28 protein-coding genes are annotated in these 24915 nt (G+C 63.1%); 13 read left to right on the forward strand and 15 right to left on the reverse strand.

What is annotated here, in order from left to right; genetic code table 11:
• Positions 1-75: 75 nt before the first annotated feature.
• From NKJ57_RS11525 to NKJ57_RS11535, 3 genes are all read left to right on the forward strand, one after another.
• Positions 76-573 (forward strand): CYTH domain-containing protein, encoded by a 498-nt coding sequence (locus NKJ57_RS11525; protein WP_023681278.1) that lies wholly within the window; start codon positions 76-78, stop codon positions 571-573.
• A gap of 86 nt (positions 574-659) precedes the next feature.
• On the forward strand, positions 660-1598 hold the full coding sequence (locus NKJ57_RS11530) for a CHAD domain-containing protein (protein ID WP_352510700.1): 939 nt from the start codon (positions 660-662) through the stop codon (positions 1596-1598).
• Between the two features lie 41 nt (positions 1599-1639).
• Positions 1640-2440, forward strand: a complete 801-nt coding sequence (locus NKJ57_RS11535) for a C40 family peptidase (protein ID WP_352510701.1) — start codon at positions 1640-1642, stop codon at positions 2438-2440.
• Between the two features lie 7 nt (positions 2441-2447).
• Here the strand turns inward: NKJ57_RS11535 and NKJ57_RS11540 are convergent, their stop codons facing one another.
• The gene (locus NKJ57_RS11540; RefSeq protein ID WP_023673283.1) at positions 2448-3038 is read right to left on the reverse strand and encodes a TetR/AcrR family transcriptional regulator; all 591 of its coding nucleotides are present in this window, start codon (positions 3036-3038) and stop codon (positions 2448-2450) included.
• A gap of 123 nt (positions 3039-3161) precedes the next feature.
• On the opposite strand from NKJ57_RS11540, the gene NKJ57_RS11545 reads away from it, so the two are divergent.
• Positions 3162-3989 carry an oxidoreductase gene (locus tag NKJ57_RS11545; RefSeq protein ID WP_352510702.1) on the forward strand — a complete coding sequence of 276 codons (828 nt, stop codon included), beginning with the start codon at positions 3162-3164 and terminating at the stop codon, positions 3987-3989.
• 64 nt (positions 3990-4053) lie between these two features.
• Positions 4054-4350, forward strand: coding sequence for a YciI family protein (locus NKJ57_RS11550; protein WP_023703852.1), 297 nt, complete (start codon positions 4054-4056; stop codon positions 4348-4350).
• Between the two features lie 142 nt (positions 4351-4492).
• On the opposite strand, the gene NKJ57_RS11555 is transcribed toward NKJ57_RS11550, so the two are convergent.
• Both NKJ57_RS11555 and NKJ57_RS11560 read right to left on the reverse strand, forming a co-directional pair.
• Positions 4493-5869: an adenylate/guanylate cyclase domain-containing protein gene (locus NKJ57_RS11555; RefSeq protein ID WP_352573702.1), complete on the reverse strand. Its 1377-nt coding sequence runs from the start codon at positions 5867-5869 to the stop codon at positions 4493-4495.
• 116 nt (positions 5870-5985) lie between these two features.
• Positions 5986-6786 carry a helix-turn-helix domain-containing protein gene (locus NKJ57_RS11560; RefSeq protein WP_023739823.1) on the reverse strand — a complete coding sequence of 267 codons (801 nt, stop codon included), beginning with the start codon at positions 6784-6786 and terminating at the stop codon, positions 5986-5988.
• A gap of 116 nt (positions 6787-6902) precedes the next feature.
• Here NKJ57_RS11560 and NKJ57_RS11565 point away from each other — a divergent pair, with 116 nt between their 5' ends.
• Entirely contained in the window at positions 6903-7760 is an 858-nt protein-coding gene (locus NKJ57_RS11565) for an SMP-30/gluconolactonase/LRE family protein (RefSeq protein ID WP_023814552.1), read from the forward strand.
• An 18-nt stretch (positions 7761-7778) separates the two neighbouring features.
• On the opposite strand, the gene NKJ57_RS11570 is transcribed toward NKJ57_RS11565, so the two are convergent.
• Positions 7779-9500: a SulP family inorganic anion transporter gene (locus NKJ57_RS11570; RefSeq protein ID WP_023805827.1), complete on the reverse strand. Its 1722-nt coding sequence runs from the start codon at positions 9498-9500 to the stop codon at positions 7779-7781.
• Between the two features lie 79 nt (positions 9501-9579).
• On the reverse strand, positions 9580-9849 hold the full coding sequence (locus tag NKJ57_RS11575; RefSeq protein WP_023673276.1) for a helix-turn-helix domain-containing protein: 270 nt from the start codon (positions 9847-9849) through the stop codon (positions 9580-9582).
• Between the two features lie 79 nt (positions 9850-9928).
• Between NKJ57_RS11575 and NKJ57_RS11580 the strand changes: the two genes are divergently transcribed.
• Complete coding sequence (locus NKJ57_RS11580; RefSeq protein ID WP_155923589.1) at positions 9929-10120, forward strand: hypothetical protein; 192 nt, start codon at positions 9929-9931, stop codon at positions 10118-10120.
• A 16-nt stretch (positions 10121-10136) separates the two neighbouring features.
• On the opposite strand, the gene NKJ57_RS11585 is transcribed toward NKJ57_RS11580, so the two are convergent.
• Both NKJ57_RS11585 and NKJ57_RS11590 read right to left on the reverse strand, forming a co-directional pair.
• Positions 10137-10847: a phosphatase PAP2 family protein gene (locus NKJ57_RS11585; RefSeq protein WP_023701943.1), complete on the reverse strand. Its 711-nt coding sequence runs from the start codon at positions 10845-10847 to the stop codon at positions 10137-10139.
• Positions 10848-10851: 4 nt separating this feature from the next.
• Entirely contained in the window at positions 10852-11193 is a 342-nt protein-coding gene (locus tag NKJ57_RS11590) for a hypothetical protein (protein ID WP_023673273.1), read from the reverse strand.
• A 240-nt stretch (positions 11194-11433) separates the two neighbouring features.
• Between NKJ57_RS11590 and NKJ57_RS11595 the strand changes: the two genes are divergently transcribed.
• Positions 11434-11658, forward strand: coding sequence for a hypothetical protein (locus tag NKJ57_RS11595; protein ID WP_352510703.1), 225 nt, complete (start codon positions 11434-11436; stop codon positions 11656-11658).
• Positions 11659-11776: 118 nt separating this feature from the next.
• On the opposite strand, the gene NKJ57_RS11600 is transcribed toward NKJ57_RS11595, so the two are convergent.
• From NKJ57_RS11600 to NKJ57_RS11610, 3 genes are all read right to left on the reverse strand, one after another.
• Complete coding sequence (locus NKJ57_RS11600; RefSeq protein ID WP_023703859.1) at positions 11777-12457, reverse strand: GNAT family N-acetyltransferase; 681 nt, start codon at positions 12455-12457, stop codon at positions 11777-11779.
• A complete protein-coding gene (locus NKJ57_RS11605; RefSeq protein WP_023703860.1) occupies positions 12454-12939 on the reverse strand; it encodes a MarR family winged helix-turn-helix transcriptional regulator in 486 nt (161 codons plus the stop codon). Before NKJ57_RS11605 ends, NKJ57_RS11600 begins: the two co-directional genes overlap by 4 nt.
• Before the next feature lie 394 nt (positions 12940-13333).
• A complete protein-coding gene (locus NKJ57_RS11610) occupies positions 13334-14482 on the reverse strand; it encodes a flavin-containing monooxygenase (RefSeq protein ID WP_352510704.1) in 1149 nt (382 codons plus the stop codon).
• A gap of 185 nt (positions 14483-14667) precedes the next feature.
• On the opposite strand from NKJ57_RS11610, the gene NKJ57_RS11615 reads away from it, so the two are divergent.
• Entirely contained in the window at positions 14668-15699 is a 1032-nt protein-coding gene (locus NKJ57_RS11615; RefSeq protein WP_023814554.1) for a phosphatidylglycerol lysyltransferase domain-containing protein, read from the forward strand.
• A 193-nt stretch (positions 15700-15892) separates the two neighbouring features.
• Here NKJ57_RS11615 and NKJ57_RS11620 read toward each other — a convergent pair whose 3' ends face one another.
• Together NKJ57_RS11620 and NKJ57_RS11625 are read right to left on the reverse strand one after the other, a co-directional pair.
• On the reverse strand, positions 15893-16654 hold the full coding sequence (locus tag NKJ57_RS11620) for an ABC transporter permease (protein ID WP_023681263.1): 762 nt from the start codon (positions 16652-16654) through the stop codon (positions 15893-15895).
• Positions 16651-17577, reverse strand: a complete 927-nt coding sequence (locus NKJ57_RS11625; protein WP_023814556.1) for an ABC transporter ATP-binding protein — start codon at positions 17575-17577, stop codon at positions 16651-16653. The genes NKJ57_RS11620 and NKJ57_RS11625 overlap by 4 nt, the downstream gene beginning before the upstream one ends.
• A gap of 270 nt (positions 17578-17847) precedes the next feature.
• On the opposite strand from NKJ57_RS11625, the gene NKJ57_RS11630 reads away from it, so the two are divergent.
• Positions 17848-19209, forward strand: a complete 1362-nt coding sequence (locus NKJ57_RS11630; RefSeq protein WP_352510705.1) for a cytochrome ubiquinol oxidase subunit I — start codon at positions 17848-17850, stop codon at positions 19207-19209.
• A gap of 108 nt (positions 19210-19317) precedes the next feature.
• A complete protein-coding gene (locus NKJ57_RS11635; protein WP_352510706.1) occupies positions 19318-20322 on the forward strand; it encodes a cytochrome d ubiquinol oxidase subunit II in 1005 nt (334 codons plus the stop codon).
• Positions 20323-20487: 165 nt separating this feature from the next.
• On the opposite strand, the gene msrA is transcribed toward NKJ57_RS11635, so the two are convergent.
• The 3 genes from msrA to NKJ57_RS11650 form a co-directional block, all read right to left on the reverse strand.
• The gene (msrA, locus tag NKJ57_RS11640; protein WP_352510707.1) at positions 20488-21213 is read right to left on the reverse strand and encodes a peptide-methionine (S)-S-oxide reductase MsrA; all 726 of its coding nucleotides are present in this window, start codon (positions 21211-21213) and stop codon (positions 20488-20490) included.
• A 111-nt stretch (positions 21214-21324) separates the two neighbouring features.
• Entirely contained in the window at positions 21325-21609 is a 285-nt protein-coding gene (locus tag NKJ57_RS11645) for a hypothetical protein (RefSeq protein WP_023824047.1), read from the reverse strand.
• 81 nt (positions 21610-21690) lie between these two features.
• On the reverse strand, positions 21691-22392 hold the full coding sequence (locus tag NKJ57_RS11650) for a DUF1223 domain-containing protein (RefSeq protein WP_023748236.1): 702 nt from the start codon (positions 22390-22392) through the stop codon (positions 21691-21693).
• Positions 22393-22587: 195 nt separating this feature from the next.
• Here NKJ57_RS11650 and NKJ57_RS11655 point away from each other — a divergent pair, with 195 nt between their 5' ends.
• The gene (locus NKJ57_RS11655) at positions 22588-22959 is read left to right on the forward strand and encodes an endonuclease domain-containing protein (protein ID WP_023681256.1); all 372 of its coding nucleotides are present in this window, start codon (positions 22588-22590) and stop codon (positions 22957-22959) included.
• A 141-nt stretch (positions 22960-23100) separates the two neighbouring features.
• On the forward strand, positions 23101-24906 hold the full coding sequence (gene lepA, locus NKJ57_RS11660) for a translation elongation factor 4 (protein WP_023687530.1): 1806 nt from the start codon (positions 23101-23103) through the stop codon (positions 24904-24906).
• Positions 24907-24915 lie beyond the last annotated feature (9 nt).

The following is a 24915-nucleotide window of genomic DNA, read 5'->3' on the forward strand; positions in this document are numbered from 1 at the left end:
ATCGATTGATTAAAGTCAAATTGATTATCTACGGCCGCTTGCCATGTCGAGCCGCAGACGCTTTAGTGCGCGGCCATGGGCAAGGAAGTCGAACGCAAGTTCCTGGTCTCCAGCGCCGAATGGCTAGAAATGGCCGAGGCGAATATACGCATTCGCCAGTTCTATCTTGCCGCAGCACCTGGCCGCACCGTGCGCGTGCGCATCAGCGACGGCAGTTCGGCGAAGCTGACGCTTAAATTCGGCAGCAAGATCCGCGAGCGCGACGAATACGAATATGAAATTCCTCTGACTGATGCCGAGGAGATGCTGGCCTTCGCCATCGGACATGTCATCGAGAAGACACGCCACCATGTTAGGCATCGCGGCTATCTCTACGAAGTCGATGTTTTCGGCGGGATCCTAGCCGGCCTTGTGGTGGCCGAACTGGAGACGCCGGAGGATGTACCTGACGAAATGCTGCCTGATTGGCTCGGCCGCGAAGTGACCGGCGAGCAGAGATTTTACAACGCGTCGCTCGCCCTAGAGCCGGATGATTTTAGGTCGGGTCGACCTAAAATCGGAATCCGGCTCTAAATCAAAAGAGATGGACCATGATGTCGGCCGAAAACCGCTTCACACTTTTCGGCATCATGCTCTAGGGGGATTCCGGAGATCGCCGCATGAGCTTTCGCATCGATCCGCGCCTGCCGCTGACCGGCGAGGTCAGGCGTATCCTTGGCGAGGAGATCGGCAAGGCGCTTGCCCATCTGGCCGTCGCGCGCGACCAGCCGGAGCAGGCATTGCACAAATGCCGCAAGCGGCTGAAGAGCGCGCGCGCCTTGCTGCGGCTGGTCCGTTCCGGAAATGAAACATTCTGTCGGACTGAGAACCAATGCTACCGTCAGGTGGCGGCGCTGCTTGCCGGGCCGCGCGAGGCGACCGCGCTGGTCGAGACCGTCGACCGGCTGGCAGCCGCCTTTCCCGAACAGGATGCCGGCGGCGGCCTCGACAGCGTGCGCGACCGGCTGATTGCCCGCCAGCATGAAATGCATGCCGGCGCCGGCCTCGACGCCGCCATAGGCGCGGCCACCGCCGCCTGCGAGGAAGGCCTCATCAGGATAGAGCGGCTGCTGCTCCCCGATCTGCCTGAGCATGCAGCCGATGTGGTTGCTGAAGGCGCTCGCAAGACCTTGCGCCGTGCCAGGAAGGCGCTGGACCGGGCGGGATCGCGCGGCGAAGCAGAGGATTTCCACGATCTGCGCAAGGCTGCCAAGACCCACTCGATGCATTTGTCGCTGCTCGGCCGGCTGTGGCCGGCGCCGATCAAGGTGCGGCGCAAGGCAGTTGATGAACTTGGCGAAAAACTCGGCGAACTGCACGACGTCTTCGTCATGCGCGTGTTGCTCGAGGCCGACGGTGAGCCGCTCGGCGATGCGCAGGACACAAGGCTTCTTGGCAAGCTTTTGAAGCGCTCGGAAAAAAGCCTGAAGAAGAGCTGCCTCGCCGGAGCGGCCGAGCTGTTCGGCGACAGCCCCAAGCGCTCGACGAAGAAACTCGCGCGCAATGCGCGCGACGACCTCGCCGGCCCGGCATTGTCGAAAGAGGTCCCGGTCGGTTGATCATGGCCGAGGACGTCACCTCGTGCTAGTCACACTTTGCCATGACCGCGCCGCGCGACACGCTTCTCGACCGACTTGGCCGCTGGCTTGCCGGCCGGCTGCAGGACGAATCCTCGGGCTATGAGCCCTACACGCCGTCCGACGCCGAGACGTTGCGGCGCACGCTCGAGCCCGGCGACATCCTGCTCATCGAAGGCAACCAGAAGATCTCGGCGGCGATCAAATACCTGACCCAGTCGACCTGGTCGCATGCGGCCTTCTATATCGGCGATGCCTTGTCCGGGCCGGAGGACGGATCGGAACGGCGTCGGCTGATCGAAGTCACGCTCGGCGAAGGCTGTGTCGCCGTGCCGCTGTCGCGCTACCGCACCTACAACACCCGTATCTGCCGGGCGAGCGGGCTGACCCCGGAAGACCGCGACCATGTCGTTGCCTTCATGATCGGCAAGCTCGGCCTGAAATACGATCTCAAGAACATCTTCGACATGCTGCGCTTTTTCCTGCCGACGCCGCCGGTGCCGGTGCGCTGGCGCCGCCGCATGCTGGCTTTCGGCTCCGGCGACCCGACGCGCGCCATCTGCTCGACGCTGATCGCCGAAGCCTATGGCGAGATCCGCTATCCGATCCTGCCCGAGATCACCCGCGCGCCCGGGCGCGCCTCGGCGCAGTCGAACTATTCGCGCCGCGAAATCCTGCACATCCGCCACTACTCGCTCTACACGCCGCGCGACTTCGACCTGTCGCCATTCTTCCGCATCGTCAAACCGACGCTGGAATATGGTTTCGACTACCGGGCGGTGACCTGGGAAGATAGGGCCGCTGAGGCGAAGGCCGCCGAATAGCAACCATTCAAACCGGCGCCGATGGCGAGTGGCGCCCTATGAGATCATTCGAGACAGTGTCGATGATCTCAGCGGAAAGCGTCGGATCGGGCACGACGCGGGAGAGGATCACCGATCCGACCATTTCCGCTAGGAATGCGATCGCGGCACTCCGCTTCGCGGCCGGGTCGCTTCCCGGCAGGAGTGAAATGATCAACGCGACATAATTGCTGACGATGCTTCCGAAGAACGATCGAAGCGCTGGATCGTCGTGCCGGGCGGCATCGGCCGCCAGTGCGGTGAGGCTGCATCCGTGCCCCGGATTGTCGCGATGATGGTCCGAGATGTAGTGGCGCACGAGCGTCTCAAACGGAGTATCGGTCGAAGCGAGCCGGGCGGATAGATCGGCGCTCATGTCACTGAAGGCCCGCTGCATGGCCTGAACGATGAGGTCGTCCTTCGACTTGAATTGTCGGTAGAAGCCTCCGTGGGTAAGCCCGGCCGCGCTCATCAGATCGGCAATGCCGATCCCGTCGATCCCTTGTTCGCGGAAGAGCTTTGCGGCGGTATCGATGACCCGCTCTCGATTTAACTCGACCATCTCCTTGCTCACCTTCACGACCGCATCCTCTCCTATTGATGATGATCGACATATAAGACGTGGCGGAGGCGCTTGACAATGATTATGGCGGTCATTATCACCCAATGATTACGATCATAATCATTACGCAGGAAAGTTGAGATGACACAAGTTCAGTCGCGCGCCGAGAAGATCGCGCTGATCACCGGCGCTTCGGGTGGCATCGGGCATGCGGCCGGACTTGCGCTCATCCGGGCGGGGTATCGCGTGTTCGGCACCAGCCGCCGAGCTGCGCCCAACGAAGTGCGTCAGGGCATTCACATGGTCCCTTGCGACGTCACCGATGATGGGTCCGTCAGAGACGCCATCAAGCAAGTTGTCGCCCTCGCCGGCCGGATCGACGTACTGGTAAACAATGCTGGCCGCAGCCTGATCGGCGGCGCCGAGGAATCATCGGTCGCTCAAGCCCAAAGCCTGTTCGACATAAATGTCTTCGGCATCGTTCGCATGACCAATGAAGTGCTGCCCATCATGCGCAGACAGGGCGAGGGCCGGATCATCAACATCAGTTCGGTGTCCGGTTTCCTGCCGGGGCCATTCACCGCCCTCTACACCGCCACCAAAAACGCAGTCGAAGGATATTCCGAGTCGCTCGATCACGAACTTCGAACGTTCGGCATCAGGGTTTCCCTTGTCGAGCCCGCCTTCACCCGCACCGGACTGGAAGAGAACGCCGAACAGCCTGACCGGATTTCCGGCGTCTACGAACAGGGGCGCTCAGCCATGAATTCGACCTGGCGCAACAGAATCGCGAGCGGCGATCCGGTGGAAGCCGTGGCCGACAAAGTGGTACAGGCAGCCACCGAAAAGACGCCGAGCATGCGCTATACGCCTGGCAAAACGGCAGGCCGTCTTCGCTTCATGCGGCGCTTCGTGCCCGAAAACATGTTCGACAAGAGCTTCCGCAAGCAGATGGGCGTGGCCGATTGATCTAAAATCACGGCATCGCCAGGCCAGTCCGGCAGGCGAGCCTCCTTTCGCCGAGGAGCGACGAATGAAGTCCTATTTGTGCAAATATATTCCGCCGCGTTCCGACTTTCTGGCAACGATGACCACCGATGAGGAAGAGTGGATGAAGCAGCACGGAGCATTCCTGGATGACCTGCTTGAAAAGAGGCTTATCGTCGCGCACGGCCCCGTGATGGACCCGGCTGGCGGTTATGGGGTGTCGCTCTATCGGATTGCCGATGATCTGGACATAGAGGCGATCACCTCGGAGGACCCGATCGTGAAGAATGGCGCCGGGCACTACGAACACCATCCGATGCTGCATTTGAAAACGCACGGCTAACCATTTCGACCAAACCGCATCGATGCGGCAGCGAAAGTCGCTCTCGAACGGGCCAGCTTTGCGCACGCTGGCGGGCGCGATCCTGTCGAGGTTTCTGGCGTCCATCCTGCCGAGGTGCAGGCGTCTCACATGGCGGCCTGCATCACGCCGAAACCGCAATAGCGCCCTGGTTTTCGGCTCTGTGTTCGACCCAGACATGGACCGGTTCGTCCCGGCCGCGGATGCTAACCGGTCCATGATCGCGCGCATTCAGCTGTGTCCCGAGCGATTCCGCCTTCGCGGCCTCAATCAGTCGTGACCCAAAGCAAATATTCGCCTGAAGCTCCCGGCAGAGCGCCTGCAAACGGCTGGCGACGTTGACGGTGTCGCCCACCACCGCGAAGGACAGGTTGCGCTCGCTGCCGACCGCGCCGAGGACGACGGCGCCATATTGTGCACCGATCCGAACGTCCAGCGGCGGATATCCCCTGGACACACGCTGGACATTCCAGTCTTCGATAGCGGCGATCATCGCTTCAGCGCACCGGATGGCCCGGGTTGCGTCGTCATGGCTGGCTTGCGGAACCCCGAAGGTCGCCATGATGCAATCGCCGATATAGTTGTCGACGGTGCCATGGTGGTCGAAAACGACCTGCTCCATGCGACGGTGGAACTGACGCAGTAGTTCGAACACTGCTTCGGCCGGATGATCCTCGGAATAGTGTGTGAAGCCGACGATGTCGGCGAACAGCACCGCGATATCCTGCCGGCGGACCGGACCGAAGGGCTCGTCATCCGAGGCGAGCTGGTCGACGACATTGGGCGAAAAATGCCGGGCGAGATTGGCGCGGGCGCGCTCTGCCTTGACATAGTCTTCCGACAGATGCCGGGAACGAGAGACGACCAGCGCCATGATCGCGCCGATAATCAGGACAACCAACACATTGGTCGCCTGCGCGAACGTATCGACGAAGTTGGGGTTGAGATAGAGATTCAGTCGCTCTGTCATCGGCAGCGAACAGAGGTTCGTTGCCGGAATGACGGTTCCCGCATGCAAAACCACCCATCCCACCCCGATCGTCCACGTCAAGGCCGCGAGCGCGCCGAGATAGAGCGCCAATCGCGTCGAAAGGGTCAGCGCGCCAAGGCATACGAAAATCAGCAGGAATTTGAAGCTGCCCTCGCGCAGTTGCATCGCAGCCGGCGCGACCTCGAGGGAAAACGGGTTGGGCGTTACCAGCAGAACGGTCAACAGAATGATGTCCAGCGTACCGACGAGGTAACCGATCCACCATGGCGCGTTGCGACGGCGCGCAAAGCGAAACTGGATCAGGCCGACGAGCTGGAACAGCGCGAGGCCCGCCAGCACGAAGAGCAGCGAGGCATCCCAGCGGCTGATCAATGAAAAGAAGCAGGAGATCACGGCGAGCGATGCCGTGCGCGCCCAGAACTGCAATGCAGCACCCTGGCGTTCTGCGCGCTCCCGCAAATTTTTCAGGCGCGAATAGCGGCGAAGTTCAAGTGTTGGCGCGGTCGGCATAGGATCACTTCGATTTTGCGGTGACGGTCACGCATTCGGCAAACCCGCCCCGTACAGTCTGGCAAATCAGCGCGCGAACTCTATCATGGTTTCGTTTTTGAAACGCGGCTGGCGCGTCAAGCCGGCAACGGGCGGCGTCCCTTTGCCGGAGCGGTGGGCCGGTCGGACGCACCGGCATCCCTGGGGTGCGGGCCGATCGGCATGATCGCCGGAAACGGGGTTGCGCCAAAAGCAAATGTCCATTTGTAGCCGGTCAGCCCGTCTTCCGGCGTCGTGTGCTGGTCGTGATGGGCGAGCAGTTTGGCGCGCTCGGCCAGTTCCTCCGCCTCGCGCTTCACCATCTCCGCCGTCTCCGGCCGCATCCGCCTGGAGAAAGAGACGAAGGTCGCTTCCCGCTCCAGATGGGTGATCGCCCAGCCGATGAAATTCTTGTTTGTCATCTCGAATAGCGGCCTGAGCGGCCCTTCGAAATTCCACTGGATCGGTGTGTCGACCAGCAGCCGTGCCGACAACCCGCTGCCCAGCGCAATGAGGCCGAGCGCTTCGAGATCGCGCAGATAGAGGAACATCGACGCTTCGCTCAAGCCTTGCGAGCGCATGACGCCCTCGGGCGTAAATTTCTCCGACAGCATGACGAAGATGAACAGCAACGCCGGCCGGCCGGCAAGCTTGCGCTCGACCTCCGGCGCGATGCGGTTGACCGGTCCCGGCCCCCGGTTCATCGACCCCAGCACGTTTTCCAGCTCGACGCCGGCGGCAGCGCAGATCCCGACGAGACGGTCGAGCTTGCAGTTGCGCTCGTGGAAGATGCGCTTCACCGTCGGCTCGGAAACGCCCATCCGCCCGGCAAGCTCACGATAGGTGACGCCCTTGGCCTTCAGCGTCCGCTTCAGCGCCTCGAAGATCAGGCCGTTCATGGAATGCACCTCTTTTCTCGCGATTTGGTATCGCGTTTCGATACTAGCGGCAATCGCCCTTCCGGAAAAGTATCGACATCTCTAGCTCTCCGCCATCCACCACAGGAGACCTGGCCGTGAAAACCCTCATCACCTCGATTTGCGTCGCCGCCTTCGGTATCGCGCTCGCACCTGCGGCCGAGGCCGCCGAACTCTGGCGCGCCTCGGGCTTCGAGCAACCCGAATCGGCGCTGTTCGACGCCGCCAACAATCGCATCATCGTCTCCAACATCGTCGGCAATCCCGGGGAGGCCGACGGCAACGGCTATCTCTCGGTGCTGTCGCTGGACGGCAAGATCATTAGCCGGCACTGGACCGACGGCATGGATGCACCAAAAGGCTCGGCGATCTCCGGCGGCAAGCTCTACGTCGCCGATATCACCAAGGTGCGCATCGTCGATCTCGCCAGCGGCAAGCTCGTCTCGACCATCGATGTGCCCGGTGCCGTCTTCCTCAACGACGTCACATCGGACTCATCGGGCAAGGTCTATGTCACCGACATGCTGGCCGATGCGATCTACCGCATCGACGGCGACAAGCCGGACCTGTTCGTGAAGGATGCGAAGCTCGCCGCGCCCAACGGCATCTTTGCCGATGGAGGTCGGCTGATCGTGGCGTCCTGGGGCAAGGGCATCAAGCCGGACTTCAGCACTGCCGCGCCCGGGGGCCTGCTGTCGGTCGATCTCGCGACGAAAGCCGTGACGCCGCTGCCTAGCGCACAAAACTTTGCCGACCTCGATGGCGTCGTCGCCATCGGCGACAGCATCTACGCCACCGCCTTCATGACCGGCACGCTCTATAGGTACAAAGTCGGCGAGGCGCCGGAGGCTGTAGAGCAGTTCAAGCCGGGCAGCGCCGATATCGGCACAGACGGCACGCGGATTTTCGTGCCGCTGATGAACGAGGGCGAGATCGCGGTGCTGAGCCTGGACTGACGGCGCACACTTGCCGGCTCAGCCAGCGGGCGCGGCTTTGAGTTGCGCCCGCGCATCCTTGATCGAGGCGGCAAAGGTCACCAGCGGCCGCTTGACGCCGTGGTTGATCAGCATGCGCCGTGTCTGCGGCGAGGCGCCGGCGATGATGAAACGCACGCCGGCGCGTTTCGCCTTGTGCGCCGCGCCCTCGATGACATTGGCCGCGGTGGAATCGAAGAAGGGCACCGCCGAACAATCGAGGATGAAGTTCTTGCGCTGGTCGGCGATGCGGTCGAGCACCGTGCCGACAGTAGAGGCGGCGCCGAAGAAGAAGGCGCCGGAGATGCGATAGACGACGGTGTCGGCGTCGCTTGCCTCGCTTGCATCGTAGGCGCGGCCCCTGCTGTCGGCGACATCGTCCTGCACCAGCGGCAAATCCGCCTCCACGGCGATCGACTTGGCCATACGGTCGATGAACAGGATCGAGCCTAGCGCGAAGCCGACGACGATGCCTTCGGTGAGGTCGCGGAAGACGACGATCAGGAAGGTTGCCATCAGCACCAGGGCATCGCCGCGCGAAGCGCGCAGCAACGTGGCGAAGGCCTGCTTCTCGAACATGTTCCAGCAGACAACCGCCAGCACCCCGGCAAGGGCGGCAAGCGGGATGTAGCTGGCCAGCGGTGCGGCCACCAGCATGAAGACCAGCAGAAAAAGCGAATGCAGCATGCCGGAAACCGGCCCATGCGCGCCGGCCCGCACATTGGTGGCGGTGCGGGCGATGGTGCCGGTGGTGCAGATGCCGCCGAACAGGGCAGACGCGATGTTGGCAAAGCCTTGCGCCACCAGTTCGCAATTGGAACGGTGACGCCGCCCGGTCATGCCATCGGCGACCACGGCCGAGAGCAGCGATTCGATGGCACCGAGCAGCGCAAAAGCCACCGCATCCGGCAGCACCGCAATCGCCTTGTCGAGGTTGAGTCCCGGCAGTGCCGGCAACGGCAGGCTGCGCGGAATGCCGCCATAGCGCGTGCCGATCGTTTCCGCCGGCAGCGAAAGCAGCGCCACGACAAGGGAGGCCAGTCCGACGGCGATCAGCATGCCCGGCCAGCCGGGCCGCCAGCGCTTCACCCCGACGATGGTGGCGATGGTCAGCGCCGCCACCAGCGTTGCCGAGATATTGAGCGTGCCGGCCGCGTGGCCGATCGCCATCAGCTTCGGCAGCAGCGGCCCGGGCTCCGGCCCGGCAAGCCTCAGCCCGAACAGTTCGACGATCTGGCCGGAGAAGATGATGACTGCGATGCCGGCGGTGAAGCCGACCGTCACCGGGTAAGGGATGAATTTGATATAGGTTCCGAGCCGGAGATAGCCGATGGCGAGCAGGAAGATGCCGGCCATCATCGTCGCCAGCAGCAGTCCGTCGACGCCTTCGCGCTGCACCGTCGCCGCCACCAGCACGATGAAGGCGCCGGCCGGGCCGCCGATCTGGAAGCGGCTGCCGCCGAGCGCCGAGACGATGAAGCCGCCGACAATGGCCGTGAACAGGCCGCGCTCCGGCGTCACGCCCGAAGCAATCGCAATCGCCATCGACAGCGGCAACGCGACAATAGCGACGGTCAGCCCGGCCATGAAGTCGGCCTTGAACTGCGGCAGGCGGTAACCTTCGCGCCAGACCGTCACCAGCTTGGGCGTGAACAGCTCTGAAAATGTCGGCTTTGCCGACTTCTGGGCCGGTTGATGCACTGCCCGCCGGATCTGATCCATGGACTGCCTTCCGCTTGCGTGAAGGCGGCGGGATCGTCGGCAGGACTGTCGGCGGTCGCCGTCGCGACTATATGCCGGCTCAGCCTTGCGGGTTCGGCGGCGCGACCGGCTTGAGGCGCACGCCCCGGCCGCCGCGCTCGCTGGTCTGGTTCTCGCCGATGAGCTCCACCCCGGCCTCGTCGAGAGCCTGGATAACCTTCATCAGCGTATCGACCACACCCCTGACCACGCCGTCACTCGCTTCCATGCGCTGGATTGTCGGAAGCGAAACGCCGGCACGCTCGGCGAGCGTCTTCTGATCGATGCCGGCCAGCGCCCTCGCGGCGCGCATCTGCGCGGCAGTGATCATCGGTCGAAACCCCCGTCTGAGTCTGCGGAGACGACGTGTAATACAATCATAGTGATGTTTCAACCATCATAAAGCATACATGAAACATGATCTCTCCACAAAGCCGGATGGCGGGATACGGGATGAGCATGCTACGCTACCGCCTTGGCTCTTACTGGCGGGGAAATATCAGTTGAAGATTTTCAGGACCTTGACGACTTCGGCAGCCTTGCTGTCGGCGGTTTTTCTGCTGGCAGGCTGCGGACACGGGCTGATCAACCGGCTGATTTGAATGTCGCTCCGGATCGTCAGTCTTCGGGCTCGTTGCCATCGGCCACCGCCTTGTTCCGCTGCAGCATTCGCGCCGCCAGCCAGCACAGCGTCGCCCAGGTGAAGCCGGCGCACCATCCCGCCAGCACGTCGGAAGGCCAGTGGACGCCGAGATAGACGCGGCTGACGCCGACCAGCAGCGTTACCAGCACCGCCAGGCTGAGGACATAGATTTTCGTCGTTCGTCCCGGCAGGAAGCGCGCTGCCAGCGAGCCCAGCGTGAGATAGGTCACCGCCGACAGCATGGCGTGGCCGCTGGGAAACGACAGCGACGTCTCGTTGGCCAGGTGCGAGACAAGATCGGGGCGCGGCCGGTCGATGCCGGCCTTGAGCAAGGTCGACAGCAGCTGCCCGCCGGCCACCGCGACAAAGATCAGCAGCGCCGTCCTCGGCCTACGGATCAGCAGGAGGTAGACGATCACCGCCGTTACGATCAGCGCCAGCACGCTGGAGCTGCCGAGGCTGGTGATGTCGCGCATCGCGCCTTCCAGCCATGCCGGGCCGACGGGAACATCCGGCTGACCCACTTTTCGGAAAGCCAGCAGGATCTCAGTATCGAAAGCGTGCGGCGTGGTGGCCCGCGCCACCTCCATCAGTTCCTCGAAGCCCCACAGCCCGGCGGCTATCACCAGCCCGGCCAGCAGCACCGGAAATTCAAGCCAGTTGGTGAACGCACGCGGGGTCTTCATCGGATTACAGTCGCCCCTGCAGGTAAGGCCCGAGCGAGATCAGCACCACCGCCGCGATGGCCAGCACGATGCCGGTCGCTTGCAAGGCATTGACGCGTTCGCCGAAGAACACCAGCGCCACCACATTGACCGCCACCAGCTGGATCACCGCCGACAGGCTGAACGACACCGACATGCCGAACTCACGAACCAGCCGCAGCATCATCAGATTGCCCGCCGTATACAGCGCCAGTGTCAGCACGATCTTGCCAAGGCTTGGCGCCAGCCCCCATTGCTTGGCCGCGATTGCCGCCAGCAGGAAAATCACCGTCGAAACGACGAGCTGCGCCAGTCCCCAGAAACTCACTTTTGTGCCTCGCTGTCGTTTGTGGCAGCCCTTGTTTCGCAAGCGCGCCGACACGTCAAGCAGACTGCGGCGAGACAGGCCCGACGATGACGAGAGGTGGCTGAATGAATGGCAGCACGATCGCGGTCTGATTGCAACGCTCGGGCCGGATTAACGCAAACCCAGGCAGCTGCCCACCCAAGCCCCGGATAAGAATGGACATTTAAACATGGCGCCCTACGTCTTCTGGAGGAGAGTGCCATGCCAAAGTCCGTCTATGACCGTGGCCTGCTGAAACCCGACGACATCGCCAGGCTGCAACGCGTGTTCGACGAAGCCTGCCGCAGGCGCGACGTGCATCCCGGTTCGGCGGAGGCGCGGGAGATCGCGCTGAACCTGCTTGCGCTCCACAATGCCGGCATGATCGAGGAAGATATGCTTATGGAAACCGTGGGTTTCCGCAGGTTGGAGCCGAAATCAGCCTGAGGCCCGCAAGGCGGCCTGGAGCAATTCCAGGAAAAGTGTGAAGCGGTTTTCCGTCCGGAATTGCGTAAAAATAAAGGCCTAGGAGCGGTTCGCCGTTTCCGTGAAACGGTGAAACGCTCTAGCCGGCGCGCTGCACGACGGCCACATTCATCTCTGCCCGCAGCCTGAAGCCGATGGATTCGTACAACCCAACCGCGCCGGCATTGCTGGCATAGGCATGCAGGTAGGGAACTTCGCCGCGCGCAAAAATTCGGTTGGCCACGAACACCGACAGCAGCCGGCCGAGGCCGCTGCCGCGAAATTCGGGATGCGAGCAGACGCCGCTGAGTTCGCTGTAGCCGGGCTGCTTCATGCGCTCGCCGGCCATCGCCGCCAGCCGGCCGTCGATCTTCACGCCCCAGAACTCGCCGAGGCTCAGCGCCTTGAGCGTGAACGGGCCGGGCTTGGTCAGTGACGCCAAAGCAAGCATCTCGGCCGCGTCGTCCTGCGTCAGCTGCTGTACACGCTCGTCCGACACGGAAGGCAATGGCGCCTCGGCAACCATCTGAACGCCGAAGGCGGTCACGGTCGCGGTCAGTTCCGGCGGCAAGGCAATGGGGTCCGCCTGGAGCATGAACACGCTCTCACCTGCAGGAATGAGGCTTGCGAGCGCCTGCAGGCTCTCAGCGTCGTCTGCCCCGGAAGCCGCGAAGGGGACGATCGAGGAGGGATAGCGCCTGGCGAGCCTGTCGCCATACGCAAAGATCCGATGCCGCGTGTCGAGCGCGCTCCAGACCGGACGATCGAGGACATGGCTCATGGCGCGACATCCTGTTTCACACGACGGTCGAGCGGGGCCGCCGCCAGGCCGTCCTCTATTGCCGAGAGTTGTTCGAGAAGCGGCCCTGCAAGGTCTTTGCACAAGTCGGCAACGGCGTTCTCGATGCGCGGCCAAACGTCCCGCTTCGCCTTATCGACCAGGCGCTGGCCGTTCGCGGTCAGCGAGATCATCCTGCGGCGCTGGTCGTCGTTCGATGGCGCGGCCTCGACCAGCCCCAACTCGGCCAGCAGCGCCACGCTGCGCGTCACCCCCGGCTGGGTGATCCCCAGTGACTGCGCCAGTTCGCCGACAGGCAGCGGCCCAAGCCGGTCGAGCGCGGCCAGCAGAGGATACTGGCTGGACTGCACCGGCACCTCCAGCCCATCGAGCATGCGCTGCGTATCGGCCTGCAACTGCTCGCCGATGCGCTTCAGCCTGCTGCCGAGGGTGAGGTAGCCAAGGGATCGAATGATGTCTTCCATGGGTGGTCCGTCTCCTGGATAAGTATAACATGTTATATAATGATGCAATGAACGAGTTCAAGCGCCTGCTTTGGAGGTTGGCCGCAAGCATCTCAACTTCGTCGTCCTTGGGCGAAGCAGGAGCGAAGCTCCGTCGCGGAGACCCAGGGATCATGCCTTGGCCGTGGAAGCAGCGGAGCAGAACCTGCAACGCAGCGTAGTTCAGAAGTCACGGCATGGATCCTCGGGTCTGCGCCGTCGCTACGCTCCTTGCTTCGCCCGTGGATGACGACGGGATCGGCGTTTCAGCCAATCGCCAGGATATTCGATCCGTCTTGCAGATGCGTTGAACCACTAGTCCGCGCCATAGCAGCAGCCCGAAGTGCGCGGTGGTTCTCCGTCCAGAAGCGCTCGTCTACAACCCCTTGGCGATCTGACGGGCAATCGCTTCGGCCTGCAGGCCGGCGCTGTGAAAATAGCTGGTCAGGCTTGGCCGCATGCCGATGAACCACAGGCCGGGCTGGCCGCTCGGGGTGCCGCCATTGGCCTTCGGCACGCCCTTGGCGTCGAGCACGCCGAGATCGCCCAGCATGGCCTCCAGGCCGGTGCGATAGCCGGTTGCCGCGATCACCACATCCGGCTCGAGCACCGTGCCGTCGTTCAGCCGCACGCCGGCGCCTTCGAAAGCCGCCACCGGCGCCACCACCGAAATCCGTCCGGCCTTCAGCGCTGCGACGGCGCCGTCGTCGACGGCGATAGCGATCTGCTCGACGCCGAGCCGGCTGGCGCCGCCTTTCGGCGCCGGCGGCAGGCCGAAGCGGGCGAGGTCGCCGAACACCAGCCGCTGCGTCGCGGCAATCGCGGCATCGGCAATCCACGTCGGCAGCATCGCCATGAAACCGCCGAAGCGCGCCACGGCGACCTTGCCGATCCGTTTCGGCATCAGCGACGGACCCTGCCTGGCTGACAAGCAGATGGCCTTGGTGCCGGCGCGGGCGAGGTGGTTGAGCACGTCGAAGCCGGAATTTCCGGCTCCGACCACCAGCACGCTTTTGCCCACATAGTCCTGTGCTGTGCCGAAATCGGCGGCGTGGACAAGTTTGCCGGTGAAAGTCGCCTTGCCTTGCCAGTCCGGCGTCCATGGCAAGCGGTCGCGGCCGGTGGCGACGATGACATTGCGGGCGCTCAGCGTTTCCCGGCCCGTATGGACGAGCCAGCCATTGCCTCTGCGTTCGATCCGCTCGACGGCGGTGCCGAATTCGACCCTTATGCCGCGCGCGCGGGCAAAATCCTCGAGATAACCGACGATGGCATCCTTGTTCGGAAAGGCGGCGGTGCGTGGCGGATAGGCAAGGCCGGGCAGGGCCGATAGCGCGCGATGCGTGTTGAGGGTCAGCTTCTCGTGCCGCCGTCGCCACGGTTCGGCGATCCGCGGCTCCTTTTCAAGCACGACGACCCGCACGCCGCGCCGGCCAAGCGCGTCGGCGGCCGCCAGCCCCGCCGCTCCGGCGCCGATGACGATAACCGTGTCGTCGAGTCCTTTCGGCCCCAGGACGATAGGCATCGTTTCGCTTGTCGTAGCCGCCATTCGGTCGAGATTCCCTTTCAGGTGCGCCATGGGGACCCGTCCTATATGGCACGTCCCATATGGCACAGGGGCGATATGATCGATAATGAGGTCGCGTCAATGCGACTGATTCGAGGCCTTGGGGGCAAGCCTGTTTATCATCGGCACGCGGAAGCTCGACCATGCCCTCCTTGCGTATCTTTCTTGACAGACTGCTGGAGGGCGCCGCAGCCAAGGTGCCGCGCCAGGATTTTTCGCATGTCGAGCGGCTGGCGCTTGTCCGCCGGCACGGCGACTTCTCGCTGGCCTATTCGACCGCCGTGCAGCAAAAACTGTCCTATTTCGGCGACGCCGACGGCTACATCGCCTTCGGCACCAAGATGAAGCACCATTTCGCGCTCGGTGACCCGGTGGCCCATCCGGCCGATCGGCCCGACTATATCAGGCGCTTTGTCGAAGCCGCCGACAGCCCGTGGTTCGTGCAGATCGGCGAACCGACGGCGCGCGTTCTGGCCGGGCTCGGCTACCAGGTCAACCGTCTCGGCGTCGACACGCGGCTGGAACTGCCGGCTCACGATTTTTCCGGCAAGCGCAACGAAACCGTGCGGTATTCCGAACGCTGGCTGTTGAAGAAGGGGTTTTCTTTTGGCGAAGGAGCGGTCTATCTCGACGAGGTCCAGCGCCTGTCACAGAACTGGCGGGCCGACCGCATCGTCAAGCGCTGGGAGATGGCGTTCCTCAACCGCCCCTTTGCCGATCATCTCGGCATCGATATGCGCCGTTTCGTGCTCTACAGCCCGGAAGGCGAGCTCGTCGCTCTGCTCGATTTCGATCCGATGTTCCGGGATGGCAAGGTGATCGGCTACACCACCTCGTTCAAGCGCAAGCACATCGATGCCTCGCCGCATGCCGAAATCGGGCTGACCAAATTCGCCGTCGACCGGTTTCGCAATGAGGGCATTTCGGTCGTCACGCTCGGCCTGTCGCCGATGCTCGATGTCGGAGCCAACAGCTTTGCCGAATCGAGCTTCTGGCGCAACGCCTTCGAGCGGGCCTATGAGTCGCCCTGGGTCAACCGCAGCAAGTTCAACCTCAAGGGCCAGGCGGCGTTCAAGCGCCGCTTCCACGGCATCGAGGAACCGACCTACATCGCCTTCCGCCAAGGCAGGCTGATCGAGATGCTGGGGTTGCTGCGCCTCATCAAGGCGATCTAGCAAGAACCGTGGCGGCCAACGTGGCCAATTTGCCCTCAGCAAAACTGTTGATTTGACCGGCGCACGGGCGATCCCCTATTTGCATGTCGCTCAAAAGTGGTCCCGGTTTTGAGCAAACGACATGCATAAGAACAAAGACCTAATGCGCGTCGCCTGAGTCCGTTGAAACGCGACGCGCTTAAGAGCGGCAGGGTCAGTTGCGCAACCGGTAGCCGGTGCGGAAGATCCAGGCGACGATGGCGATGCAGATGGCGAGGAACACCATCGTCATGCCCAGGCTGACGGCGACCGAGACATCGGACTTGCCGTAAAAGCTCCAGCGGAAACCGCTGATCAGGTAGACGACCGGGTTGAACAGCGTCACCGTGCGCCAGGTCTCGGGCAGCATGTTGATCGAATAGAAGCTGCCGCCGAGGAAGGTCAGCGGCGTGATGATCAATAGCGGCACCAGCTGCAATTGCTCGAAGCTTTTCGCCCAGATGCCGATGATGAAGCCGAACAGGCTGAAGGTCACCGCCGTCAAGACAAGGAAGGCCAGCATCCAGAACGGATGCTGGATGGTGAGCGGCACGAACAGCGAGGCCGTCGCCAGGATGATCAAGCCGAGGATGATCGACTTGGTCGCGGCGCCGCCGACATAGGCGATGACGATCTCCAGATACGACACCGGCGCCGACAAGAGCTCGTAGATGGAGCCGACGAATTTCGGGAAATAGATGGCAAAGGAAGCGTTGGAGATCGACTGCGTCAACAGCGACAGCATGATCAGCCCCGGCACGATGAAGGCGCCGTAGCTGATGCCGTCGATCTCGGTGATGCGCGAGCCGATGGCCGAGCCGAAGACGACGAAATAAAGCGATGTCGAGATCACCGGCGAGACGATGCTCTGCAGCACGGTGCGGAACGCACGCGCCATCTCGACCCGGTAGATCGCCCATACTGCTCGCCAATTCATGGCTCTTGCCTCAACAGATTGACGAAGATCTCCTCGAGCGAGCTGTTTTGCGTGTCCATGTCGCGGAACTGGATGCCGGCCGTCTCGAGTTCGCGCAGCAGCGATGCGACGCCGGGGCGTTCGCTCTGGTTGTCATAGGTGTAGGTCAGCTGTGTGCCATCGCCCGACAGCTCCAACGCATAGTGCGAAAATGCATCGGGAATGGCGGCGAGCGGGTTGCGCAATTCCACGATCAGGCGCTTGCGGCCGAGCTTGCGCATCAGTTCGGCCTTTCCCTCGACCAGGATGATCTCGCCGCGGTTGATGACGCCGACACGGTCGGCCATCGCCTCGGCCTCTTCGATATAGTGCGTGGTGAGGATGATGGTGACGCCGTCGTCGCGCAGCCGCCGCACCATCGCCCACATGTCCTGGCGCAGTTCGACGTCGACGCCGGCCGTGGGTTCGTCGAGGAACAGGATGCGCGGCTCATGCGACAGCGCCTTGGCAATCATCAGCCGCCGCTTCATGCCGCCCGACAGCGTGATCGCCTTGGCGTCCTTCTTGTCCCACAACGACAGGTCGCGCAGCACCTTTTCGACGAAGCCCGGATTGGGCGGCCTGCCAAACAGGCCGCGGCTGTAGGTTACGGTTGCCCAGACGCTCTCGAACGCGTCGATGGTCAGCTCCTGCGGCACCAGCCCGATCAGGCTGCGCGCGGCGCGGTAGTCTCGGTTGATGTCGTGGCCGTCGACGGTCACCGTTCCCGACGAACGGTTGACGATGCCGCAGACGATCGAGATGAGCGTCGTCTTGCCGGCGCCGTTCGGCCCCAGCAGCGCGAAAATCTCGCCGCGTTCGATGTCGAGGTTGATTTCCTTCAGCGCCTTGAAGCCGGTGGCGTAGGTCTTGGTGACCCCGGAAATCGAAATGATGGAAGGCAAATTAGTGGAAGACATGAGGCCGAAAACGACTGTTTGAAAGAGGCGGGGATTATTATTGCGCTGAATGTCGGTGCGTACGGCGCGAAGTCAATGCCGCTGCTGACAATTGTGGACAAACGTTCCCCTTTTGCCGTTTCGTCATGGGGGTATCGGGGCGCTGACGGTTTGATCCCATCTGCTGCGACAACGCGCCCCGCGTGACGCCAAGCCGCTTTGACCGGACCGCATCCGCCGCCTATTCTGCGCCAACAAACAGCAGCCGGAGCCCGCATGGACCCGCTCATCCTGTCGCGAATGCAGTTCGGGGCGAATATCTCGTTCCACATCCTGTTTCCGACCATCACGATTGCGCTTGGCTGGGTGCTGCTGTTCTTCAAGCTCCGCTACAACGCCACCAATGATTCCGCCTGGATGCACGCTTATTTCACCTGGGTGAAAGTGTTCGCGCTGTCCTTCGCCATGGGCGTGGTCTCCGGCGTCACCATGAGCTTCCAGTTCGGCACCAACTGGCCGGGCTATATGGAAAAGGTCGGCAACATCGCCGGGCCGCTGCTTGCCTACGAGATCCTCACCGCCTTCTTCCTCGAAGCGGCCTTCCTCGGCATCATGCTGTTCGGGTTCCGCCGCGTCTCCAACCGCGTCCACACGCTGGCGACGGTATTGGTCGCCGGCGGCACCACGCTGTCAGCCTTCTGGATCATTGCGCTGAACTCCTGGATGCAGACGCCGGCCGGCTTCGAGATGATCGACGGCAAGGCGCATCCCGTCGACTGGTGGGCGATCGTCTTCAACCCGTCCATGCCCTACCGTCTGACGCATATGCTGCTTGCCTCCGGCCTGACGGTGTCGTTCCTGATCGCCGGCCTGTCGGCGCTGCGCTACCTCACCGGCGACCGGTCGGAATCGATGTGGAAGGCGCTGCGCACCGGCGTCTTCACCGCCGCCATCCTGATCCCGATCCAGATCTTCGCCGGCGACCAGCACGGGCTGAATACGCTGGAGCACCAGCCGCAGAAGATCGCCGCCATGGAGGCGAACTGGAACACCGGCCCCAACGTGCCGCTGGTGCTGTTTGCGCTGCCCGACGAGGCGGCGAAGGAAAACAAATTCGAGATCGCCATTCCCGACGGCGCCAGCCTGGTGCTGCGCCACGCCACCAGCGGTATCGTGCCGGGGCTCAACGACTATCCCGGCCTGCACCCGCCGGTGTTCCCGGTGTTCTGGGGCTTCCGCATCATGGTCGGCACCGGCATTTTGATGCTCATCGTCTCGTGGTCGGCGACCTTCTTCCTCAAGCGCCGCCACAGCCTGCCGAGGCAGCTGGCCATGCTGATGGTGCCGATGGCGCTGTCGGGCTGGCTGGCGACGCTGGCCGGCTGGTACACCACCGAAATCGGCCGCCAGCCCTGGCTGGTCACCGGCGTGCTGAAAACCGCCGACGCTATCGGCCCGGTCGCCGGCAGCCATGTCGCGCTGACGCTCGCCATCTATCTCCTCCTCTATGTGCTGCTGCTGATCGCCTATCTTGGCGTGCTGGTGCACCTGGCGCTGAAGGCCGCCAAGGACGGCGATACCTCGCCGCTGCCGGGCGTCATGAAGACGGCGATGTCGCAACCGGCCGCAGCGGAGTGAGGAATGGTCCGCGTAGCGGACGAAAAGCCAACGATTTGGCTTTTCGAATGACGAACGCCCGGAGCAATAGCGAAGGGCAGAACCGTTGATGAGAGGGATGACAGACCGATGAGCTTCGACTGGCCAACCGCGCTGCCCCTGATCTTCGCCGGCCTGATGGGCCTCGCCATCCTGATCTACGTCATTCTCGACGGTTTCGATCTCGGCATCGGCATCCTGTTCTCGGTCGCCGAAGATGCCGAGCAGGACACCATGATCGCGGCAATAGGCCCGTTCTGGGATGCCAACGAGACCTGGCTGGTGCTGGCCGTCGGCCTGCTCCTGGTCGCCTTTCCGCTGGCGCATGGCGTCATCCTCACCGCGCTCTACATTCCGGTCTTCGTGCTTTTGGTTGGCCTCATCCTGCGCGGCGTCGCCTTCGATTTCCGCGCCAAGGTGCCCGCCGGCAAGAAGCACCGCTGGAACCGCATTTTCTTCCTCGGTTCCGTCATCGCCTCGCTGGCGCAAGGCTATATGCTCGGCGTCTATGTGCTTGGCCTCGATGTCGGCTTTGGCGGCATCGCTTTCGGGGCGCTGGTGGCGCTCTGCCTGTCGGCGGCCTATGCAGCGATGGGCGCGGCCTGGGTCATCTACAAGACCGAGGGCGAATTGCAGAGGAAGGCGGTGGAATGGCTGCGGACAGCCCTGGTGCTGACCGCGCTCGGCATGGCGGCGGTGTCGCTGGCGACCCCATTCGCCAGTCCGCGCATCTTCGCCAAATGGTTCGTCTGGCCCGAAATGCTCTATCTGTCGCCGCTGCCGATCTTGTCGGCGCTGCTGTTCCTGTGGCTGTGGCGGCAGACCTTCCACCTGCCCAAGCCCGACGATCGCCACGCGTTGCGGCCGTTCCTGACGCTCGCCGCCATCTTCGCGCTCGGCTTTGCCGGGCTTGCCTGGTCGTTCTATCCTTTCGTGGTGCCCGACAGGCTGACCATCTGGCAGGCGGCGTCGGCGACGGAAAGCCTGGCCATCATCCTCGCCGGCACGGTCGTCGTGTTGCCGGTGATCATCTTCTATTCGTTCTATGCGTATCGGGTGTTCGGCGGGAAGGCGACGGATCTGACGTATGATTGAGGGGAGCTGATCTCCCCCCTTGAGGGGGAGATGGCCGGCAGGCCAGAGGGGGTCGCCGCGCGTGGAGCGCTAACCTTCTTCTGCCGCAGGAGGTCGCGTCCGGTCGGACCGACCCCCTCTGTCGCCTCCGGCGACATCTCCCCCTCGAGGGGGGAGATTAGGTGCTCAGCTCTTCCCCGCCAGCACCAGCACCGGCTTCTCGCTATACAACCCCGGGAACAGCGCCTTCAAATTCGCCACCTTGGGCAGATCGTTGTAGACGATGTAGGGGTAGGTCGGGTTCAGCGTCAGAAAGTCCTGGTGATATTCCTCGGCCGGATAGAAGGTTTTGCCCGTCTCCAGCGTGGTGACGATGGGTTTTGAAAACACCTTGGCCTGGTCGAGCTGGGCGATGTAGCTCTGGGCGATCTTCTGCTGCTCGCCATTCTCGGCAAAGATGGTCGAGCGGTACTGGGTGCCCGAGTCCGGGCCCTGGAAGTTCAACTGCGTCGGGTTGTGGGCGACCGAGAAATAGACCTGCAGCAGCTGGCCGTAGGTCACCTTGGACGGATCGTAGGTGATCTCGACCGATTCGGCGTGGCCGGTGCGGCCGCTGCCCACCGTTTCGTAGACGGCGTCATCCTTGGCGCCGCCGGTGTAGCCGGAGACGGCCTTGGTCACGCCCTTGACGTGCTGGAACACGCCCTGCACGCCCCAGAAGCAGCCTCCGGCGAAGATAGCCTTCTCGCTGCCGCTGGCGGCCTTCTCGTCCATTGCCGGTGGCGGGATCACCACCGCGTCCTCTGCCGAGCGCGCCGGGCTCTGCCAGAGGGCAGCCGCCGCGGCGGCGACGATGAGCGCGGCAAGCGCGCTCTTGAAGATCGGCGTTCTAGTCCTTGCAATGCCGGTCATGTCTGATCTCCTTGATGGTGGCGAAGACTATACGACAGAACGTCCCGCCAGGTTTCTCAAATTGCTGTGCGCCGGCCCGGCCACTGTGCGGCCGGGCCATGGGATCAAGTCTTATTGCGCGGGCGCCATGGCGTCCGCCGGCTTCATCGCATCCGTTGCGGGTTTCATGGCATCGGCCGGCTTCATGGCGTCGGTGGCGGGTTTCATCGCATTCGTCGCCATTGGGTCGGCTGGCTTCATGGCATCGGTCGCCGGCGCCATGGCATCGGTAGCGGGCTTCATCGCCTCGGTTGCCATCGCCGGCTTCATGGCGCTGGTCGCGTCTTCGGCGCGGGCGCCGGCGGCGAAGGCGGTCATCGAAAGCGCAAAGGCGAGTGCGGTCAGGATCTTGGTCATGATGGTATTTCCTCCTTGAAGAGGGCGCGCGGATGCGGGCCCGGTTATGCCGCGCTAGCGGCGTTGCGTAGAAAAGGAAAATCAGTCGGCGGCTGCAGCCAGGATCGGCCCACCACCCGGCGACTGCACCAGCACCGCGGTGCTCAGCCCGCCGCTTGCCGCCGGCAGCGGCAGTGTGGTGGCGTCGCCGCTCCAGCTGCCGAGTTTCTCCAGCGAGTGCACGACATTGGCATGCGGCAGCGTGCGCCCGGTATTCTCGCCGCGCGCCACCGGCACTTCGACGACGCCCTTGTTGTAGCGGACCAGCCAGACATCGGCGCGGCCGGCCGGCGCGGAACCGGCGCCGATGCTGATCTTGCCGCCGTCGAGCGACAGCGTCGGCCCGTTCGTGTGACCGCTCGCGGAAATCAGCTGCTCGATCTCGCCGGGCGCTGCACCCACCGCATCGGCACCGCCATTGACCACGACCTGCGGCGTGAACGGGCCGGAGCGGCCGAGCGACGGCTCATAGCGCACCTGGCGCTGGGTGAACTCCTCGCGGCCGAAAATGTCCTTCCAGCCGAGATAGTCCCAGTAGGTAACGTTGAACGACAGCGCCAGAACGCCCGGCTCGTCCTTGACCTTGATCAGATTGGCATTGGCCGGCGGGCAGGACGAACAGCCCTGGCTGGTGAACAATTCGACCACGGTGAGCGGCTGGGCGAAGGCGGTGCCGCCAAGCATCATCAGCGCCGCACCTGCGGCAGCCAGCATGCCGGCGCGTTTTGGGTTAAGTCCAGTCATCGGGGGTCTCCGTTGCGGCGGGTTCATGCCACACTTCGCCGCTGCCCGAGGCTTCGTTACATGGTTCACCGCTTCGTGATTGGGGGCGGAAGGCGTCGTTGCCTTCTCCCCTTGTGGGAGAAGGTGGATCGGCGCGAAGCGCCGAGACGGATGAGGGGTGTTCCAGCGGAGTGAGACGTTGGTTAATCTAACGTCATGCCACATCAGCCCGTCGCTCCTGCCAAACGAAACTTTGCCCGTTCGCTCCGACGTGAAATGACGGAGGCGGAAGACAAACTGTGGCACGAACTACGTGACCGCAGGCTCGATCGGATCAAATTTCGGCGCCAAGTTCCTGTTGGAAAATACGTCGCCGATTTCGCTTGTCTTGAATCACTCCTCATCATCGAGATCGATGGGAGTCAGCATGCGGACTCAGAGTCAGACCAGGCCCGTAGAACGGAACTGGAGGCGAGAGGCTTTCGTGTGTTGCGCTTTTGGAACGACGATGTCCTGAAAGACATGGACAGCGTCTGCACCACGATAATCGCTTATGTAAGGGATGTCAGTTTGCAGCCATGGCGGTGAAAGAACGCCGGCGTCAAGCTGGAACACCCCTCATCCGTCTCGGCGCTGCGCGCCGATCCACCTTCTCCCACAAGGGGAGAAGGCAAGGGCACCGCCACCCCGCTTGCCCCTGCAACCCGCCCCTGCTAAAGCCGCCCCATCATGAGCACGCCTCTCGACCACATCCGCAATTTCTCCATCGTCGCCCATATCGACCATGGCAAATCCACGCTTGCCGACCGGCTGATCCAGTCCACCGGCGGGCTGGAGCTGCGCGACATGAAGGAGCAGGTGCTGGACTCGATGGACATCGAGCGCGAGCGCGGCATCACCATCAAGGCGCAGACGGTGCGGCTGAAATACCGCGCCAACAATGGCGAGGACTATATCCTCAACCTGATCGACACGCCCGGCCATGTCGACTTCGCCTATGAAGTGTCGCGGTCGCTGGCCGCCTGCGAGGGTTCGCTGCTGGTCGTCGACGCCTCTCAGGGCGTCGAGGCGCAGACGCTGGCCAATGTCTACCAGGCCATCGACAACAATCACGAGATCGTCGTGGTGCTGAACAAGGTCGACCTGCCGGCCGCCGAGCCCGAGCGCATCCGCGAGCAGGTCGAGGAAGTCATCGGCATCGACGCCTCCAACGCCGTGCTGATCTCGGCCAAGACCGGCCTCGGCATTCCCGATGTGCTGGAGGCAATCGTCCACCAATTGCCGCCGCCGCGCGAAGGCGACGCGTCAGCACCGCTGAAAGCCATGCTGGTCGACAGCTGGTACGACGCTTATCTCGGCGTCATCGTGCTGGTGCGCATCATCGACGGCGTGCTGAAAAAGGGCGCGACCATCCGCATGATGGGCACCGGCGCAAAACATCTGGTCGAGCGCACCGGCGTGTTCACGCCGGCCCGCATCAATGTCGACGAGCTCGGCCCCGGCGAGTTCGGCTTCTTCACCGGCTCGATCAAGGAAGTGGCCGACACCCGCGTCGGCGACACCATCACCGAGGACAAGCGCCAGACCGCGCATGCGCTACCCGGCTTCAAGCCGGCGCAGCCGGTGGTGTTCTGCGGCCTGTTCCCGGTCGACGCCGCTGATTTCGAGGATCTGCGCGCCGCTGTCGGCAAACTGCGCCTCAACGACGCCTCCTTCTCCTATGAAATGGAAACCAGTGCGGCGCTCGGCTTCGGCTATCGCTGCGGCTTCCTTGGCCTCTTACATCTCGAAATCATCCAGGAGCGGCTGGAGCGCGAGTTCAACCTCGACCTCATCGCCACGGCACCGAGCGTCGTCTACCGGCTGCTGCTGACCGACGGCTCGATGAAGGAGCTGCACAACCCCGCCGACATGCCCGATGTGGTCAAAATCTCGGCCATCGAGGAGCCGTGGATCCGCGCCACCATCCTGACCCCCGACGACTATCTCGGCGGCATTTTGAAGCTCTGCCAGGACCGGCGCGGCATCCAGGCCGACCTGTCCTATGTCGGCAAGCGCGCCATGCTGATCTACGATTTGCCGCTCAACGAAGTGGTTTTCGACTTCTATGATCGCCTAAAATCGATTTCCAAGGGCTACGCCTCGTTCGACTATCACCTGACCGACTACAAGGAAGGCGACCTGGTAAAAATGTCGATCTTGGTCAATGAGGAGCCGGTCGACGCGCTGTCCATGCTGGTTCACCGCACGGCGGCGGAAAAGCGCGGCCGCCAGATGTGCGAGAAGCTGAAGGAGCTGATCCCGAACCACCTGTTCAAGATCCCGATCCAGGCCGCGATCGGCGGCAAGGTCATCGCCCGCGAAACCATCTCGGCGCTGCGCAAGGACGTGACCGCGAAGTGCTACGGCGGCGACGTGTCCCGCAAGCGCAAGCTGCTCGACAAGCAGAAAGAGGGCAAGAAGCGGATGCGCCAGTTCGGCAAGGTGGATATTCCGCAGGAGGCGTTTATCCAGGCCTTGAAGATGGGTGACTAAACTGAAGCC

Origin of the sequence: Mesorhizobium sp. M0077 (genome assembly GCF_040322955.1) — a bacterium.
Lineage (GTDB): Bacteria > Pseudomonadota > Alphaproteobacteria > Rhizobiales > Rhizobiaceae > Mesorhizobium.

Excerpts from the sequence above, each read along its gene's own strand:
- NKJ57_RS11530 (WP_352510700.1), top strand. The coding sequence starts at position 660 with ATGAGCTTTCGCATCGATCCGCGCCTGCCGCTGACCGGCGAGGTCAGG.
- NKJ57_RS11580 (WP_155923589.1), top strand. The coding sequence starts at position 9,929 with ATGAAACATGATCTCTCCACAAAGCCGGATGGCGGGATACGGGATGAG.
- NKJ57_RS11585 (WP_023701943.1), bottom strand. The coding sequence starts at position 10,847 with ATGAAGACCCCGCGTGCGTTCACCAACTGGCTTGAATTTCCGGTGCTG.
- NKJ57_RS11525 (WP_023681278.1), top strand. The coding sequence starts at position 76 with ATGGGCAAGGAAGTCGAACGCAAGTTCCTGGTCTCCAGCGCCGAATGG.
- NKJ57_RS11605 (WP_023703860.1), bottom strand. The coding sequence starts at position 12,939 with ATGGAAGACATCATTCGATCCCTTGGCTACCTCACCCTCGGCAGCAGG.
- NKJ57_RS11575 (WP_023673276.1), bottom strand. The coding sequence starts at position 9,849 with ATGATCACTGCCGCGCAGATGCGCGCCGCGAGGGCGCTGGCCGGCATC.
- NKJ57_RS11535 (WP_352510701.1), top strand. The coding sequence starts at position 1,640 with ATGACCGCGCCGCGCGACACGCTTCTCGACCGACTTGGCCGCTGGCTT.
- NKJ57_RS11545 (WP_352510702.1), top strand. The coding sequence starts at position 3,162 with ATGACACAAGTTCAGTCGCGCGCCGAGAAGATCGCGCTGATCACCGGC.
- lepA (WP_023687530.1), top strand. The coding sequence starts at position 23,101 with ATGAGCACGCCTCTCGACCACATCCGCAATTTCTCCATCGTCGCCCAT.
- NKJ57_RS11555 (WP_352573702.1), bottom strand. The coding sequence starts at position 5,869 with ATGCCGACCGCGCCAACACTTGAACTTCGCCGCTATTCGCGCCTGAAA.
- NKJ57_RS11560 (WP_023739823.1), bottom strand. The coding sequence starts at position 6,786 with ATGAACGGCCTGATCTTCGAGGCGCTGAAGCGGACGCTGAAGGCCAAG.
- NKJ57_RS11635 (WP_352510706.1), top strand. The coding sequence starts at position 19,318 with ATGAGCTTCGACTGGCCAACCGCGCTGCCCCTGATCTTCGCCGGCCTG.
- NKJ57_RS11620 (WP_023681263.1), bottom strand. The coding sequence starts at position 16,654 with ATGAATTGGCGAGCAGTATGGGCGATCTACCGGGTCGAGATGGCGCGT.
- NKJ57_RS11610 (WP_352510704.1), bottom strand. The coding sequence starts at position 14,482 with ATGCCTATCGTCCTGGGGCCGAAAGGACTCGACGACACGGTTATCGTC.
- NKJ57_RS11570 (WP_023805827.1), bottom strand. The coding sequence starts at position 9,500 with ATGGATCAGATCCGGCGGGCAGTGCATCAACCGGCCCAGAAGTCGGCA.
- NKJ57_RS11630 (WP_352510705.1), top strand. The coding sequence starts at position 17,848 with ATGGACCCGCTCATCCTGTCGCGAATGCAGTTCGGGGCGAATATCTCG.
- NKJ57_RS11550 (WP_023703852.1), top strand. The coding sequence starts at position 4,054 with ATGAAGTCCTATTTGTGCAAATATATTCCGCCGCGTTCCGACTTTCTG.
- NKJ57_RS11615 (WP_023814554.1), top strand. The coding sequence starts at position 14,668 with ATGCCCTCCTTGCGTATCTTTCTTGACAGACTGCTGGAGGGCGCCGCA.
- NKJ57_RS11600 (WP_023703859.1), bottom strand. The coding sequence starts at position 12,457 with ATGAGCCATGTCCTCGATCGTCCGGTCTGGAGCGCGCTCGACACGCGG.
- NKJ57_RS11650 (WP_023748236.1), bottom strand. The coding sequence starts at position 22,392 with ATGACTGGACTTAACCCAAAACGCGCCGGCATGCTGGCTGCCGCAGGT.
- NKJ57_RS11645 (WP_023824047.1), bottom strand. The coding sequence starts at position 21,609 with ATGACCAAGATCCTGACCGCACTCGCCTTTGCGCTTTCGATGACCGCC.
- msrA (WP_352510707.1), bottom strand. The coding sequence starts at position 21,213 with ATGACCGGCATTGCAAGGACTAGAACGCCGATCTTCAAGAGCGCGCTT.
- NKJ57_RS11595 (WP_352510703.1), top strand. The coding sequence starts at position 11,434 with ATGCCAAAGTCCGTCTATGACCGTGGCCTGCTGAAACCCGACGACATC.
- NKJ57_RS11655 (WP_023681256.1), top strand. The coding sequence starts at position 22,588 with ATGCCACATCAGCCCGTCGCTCCTGCCAAACGAAACTTTGCCCGTTCG.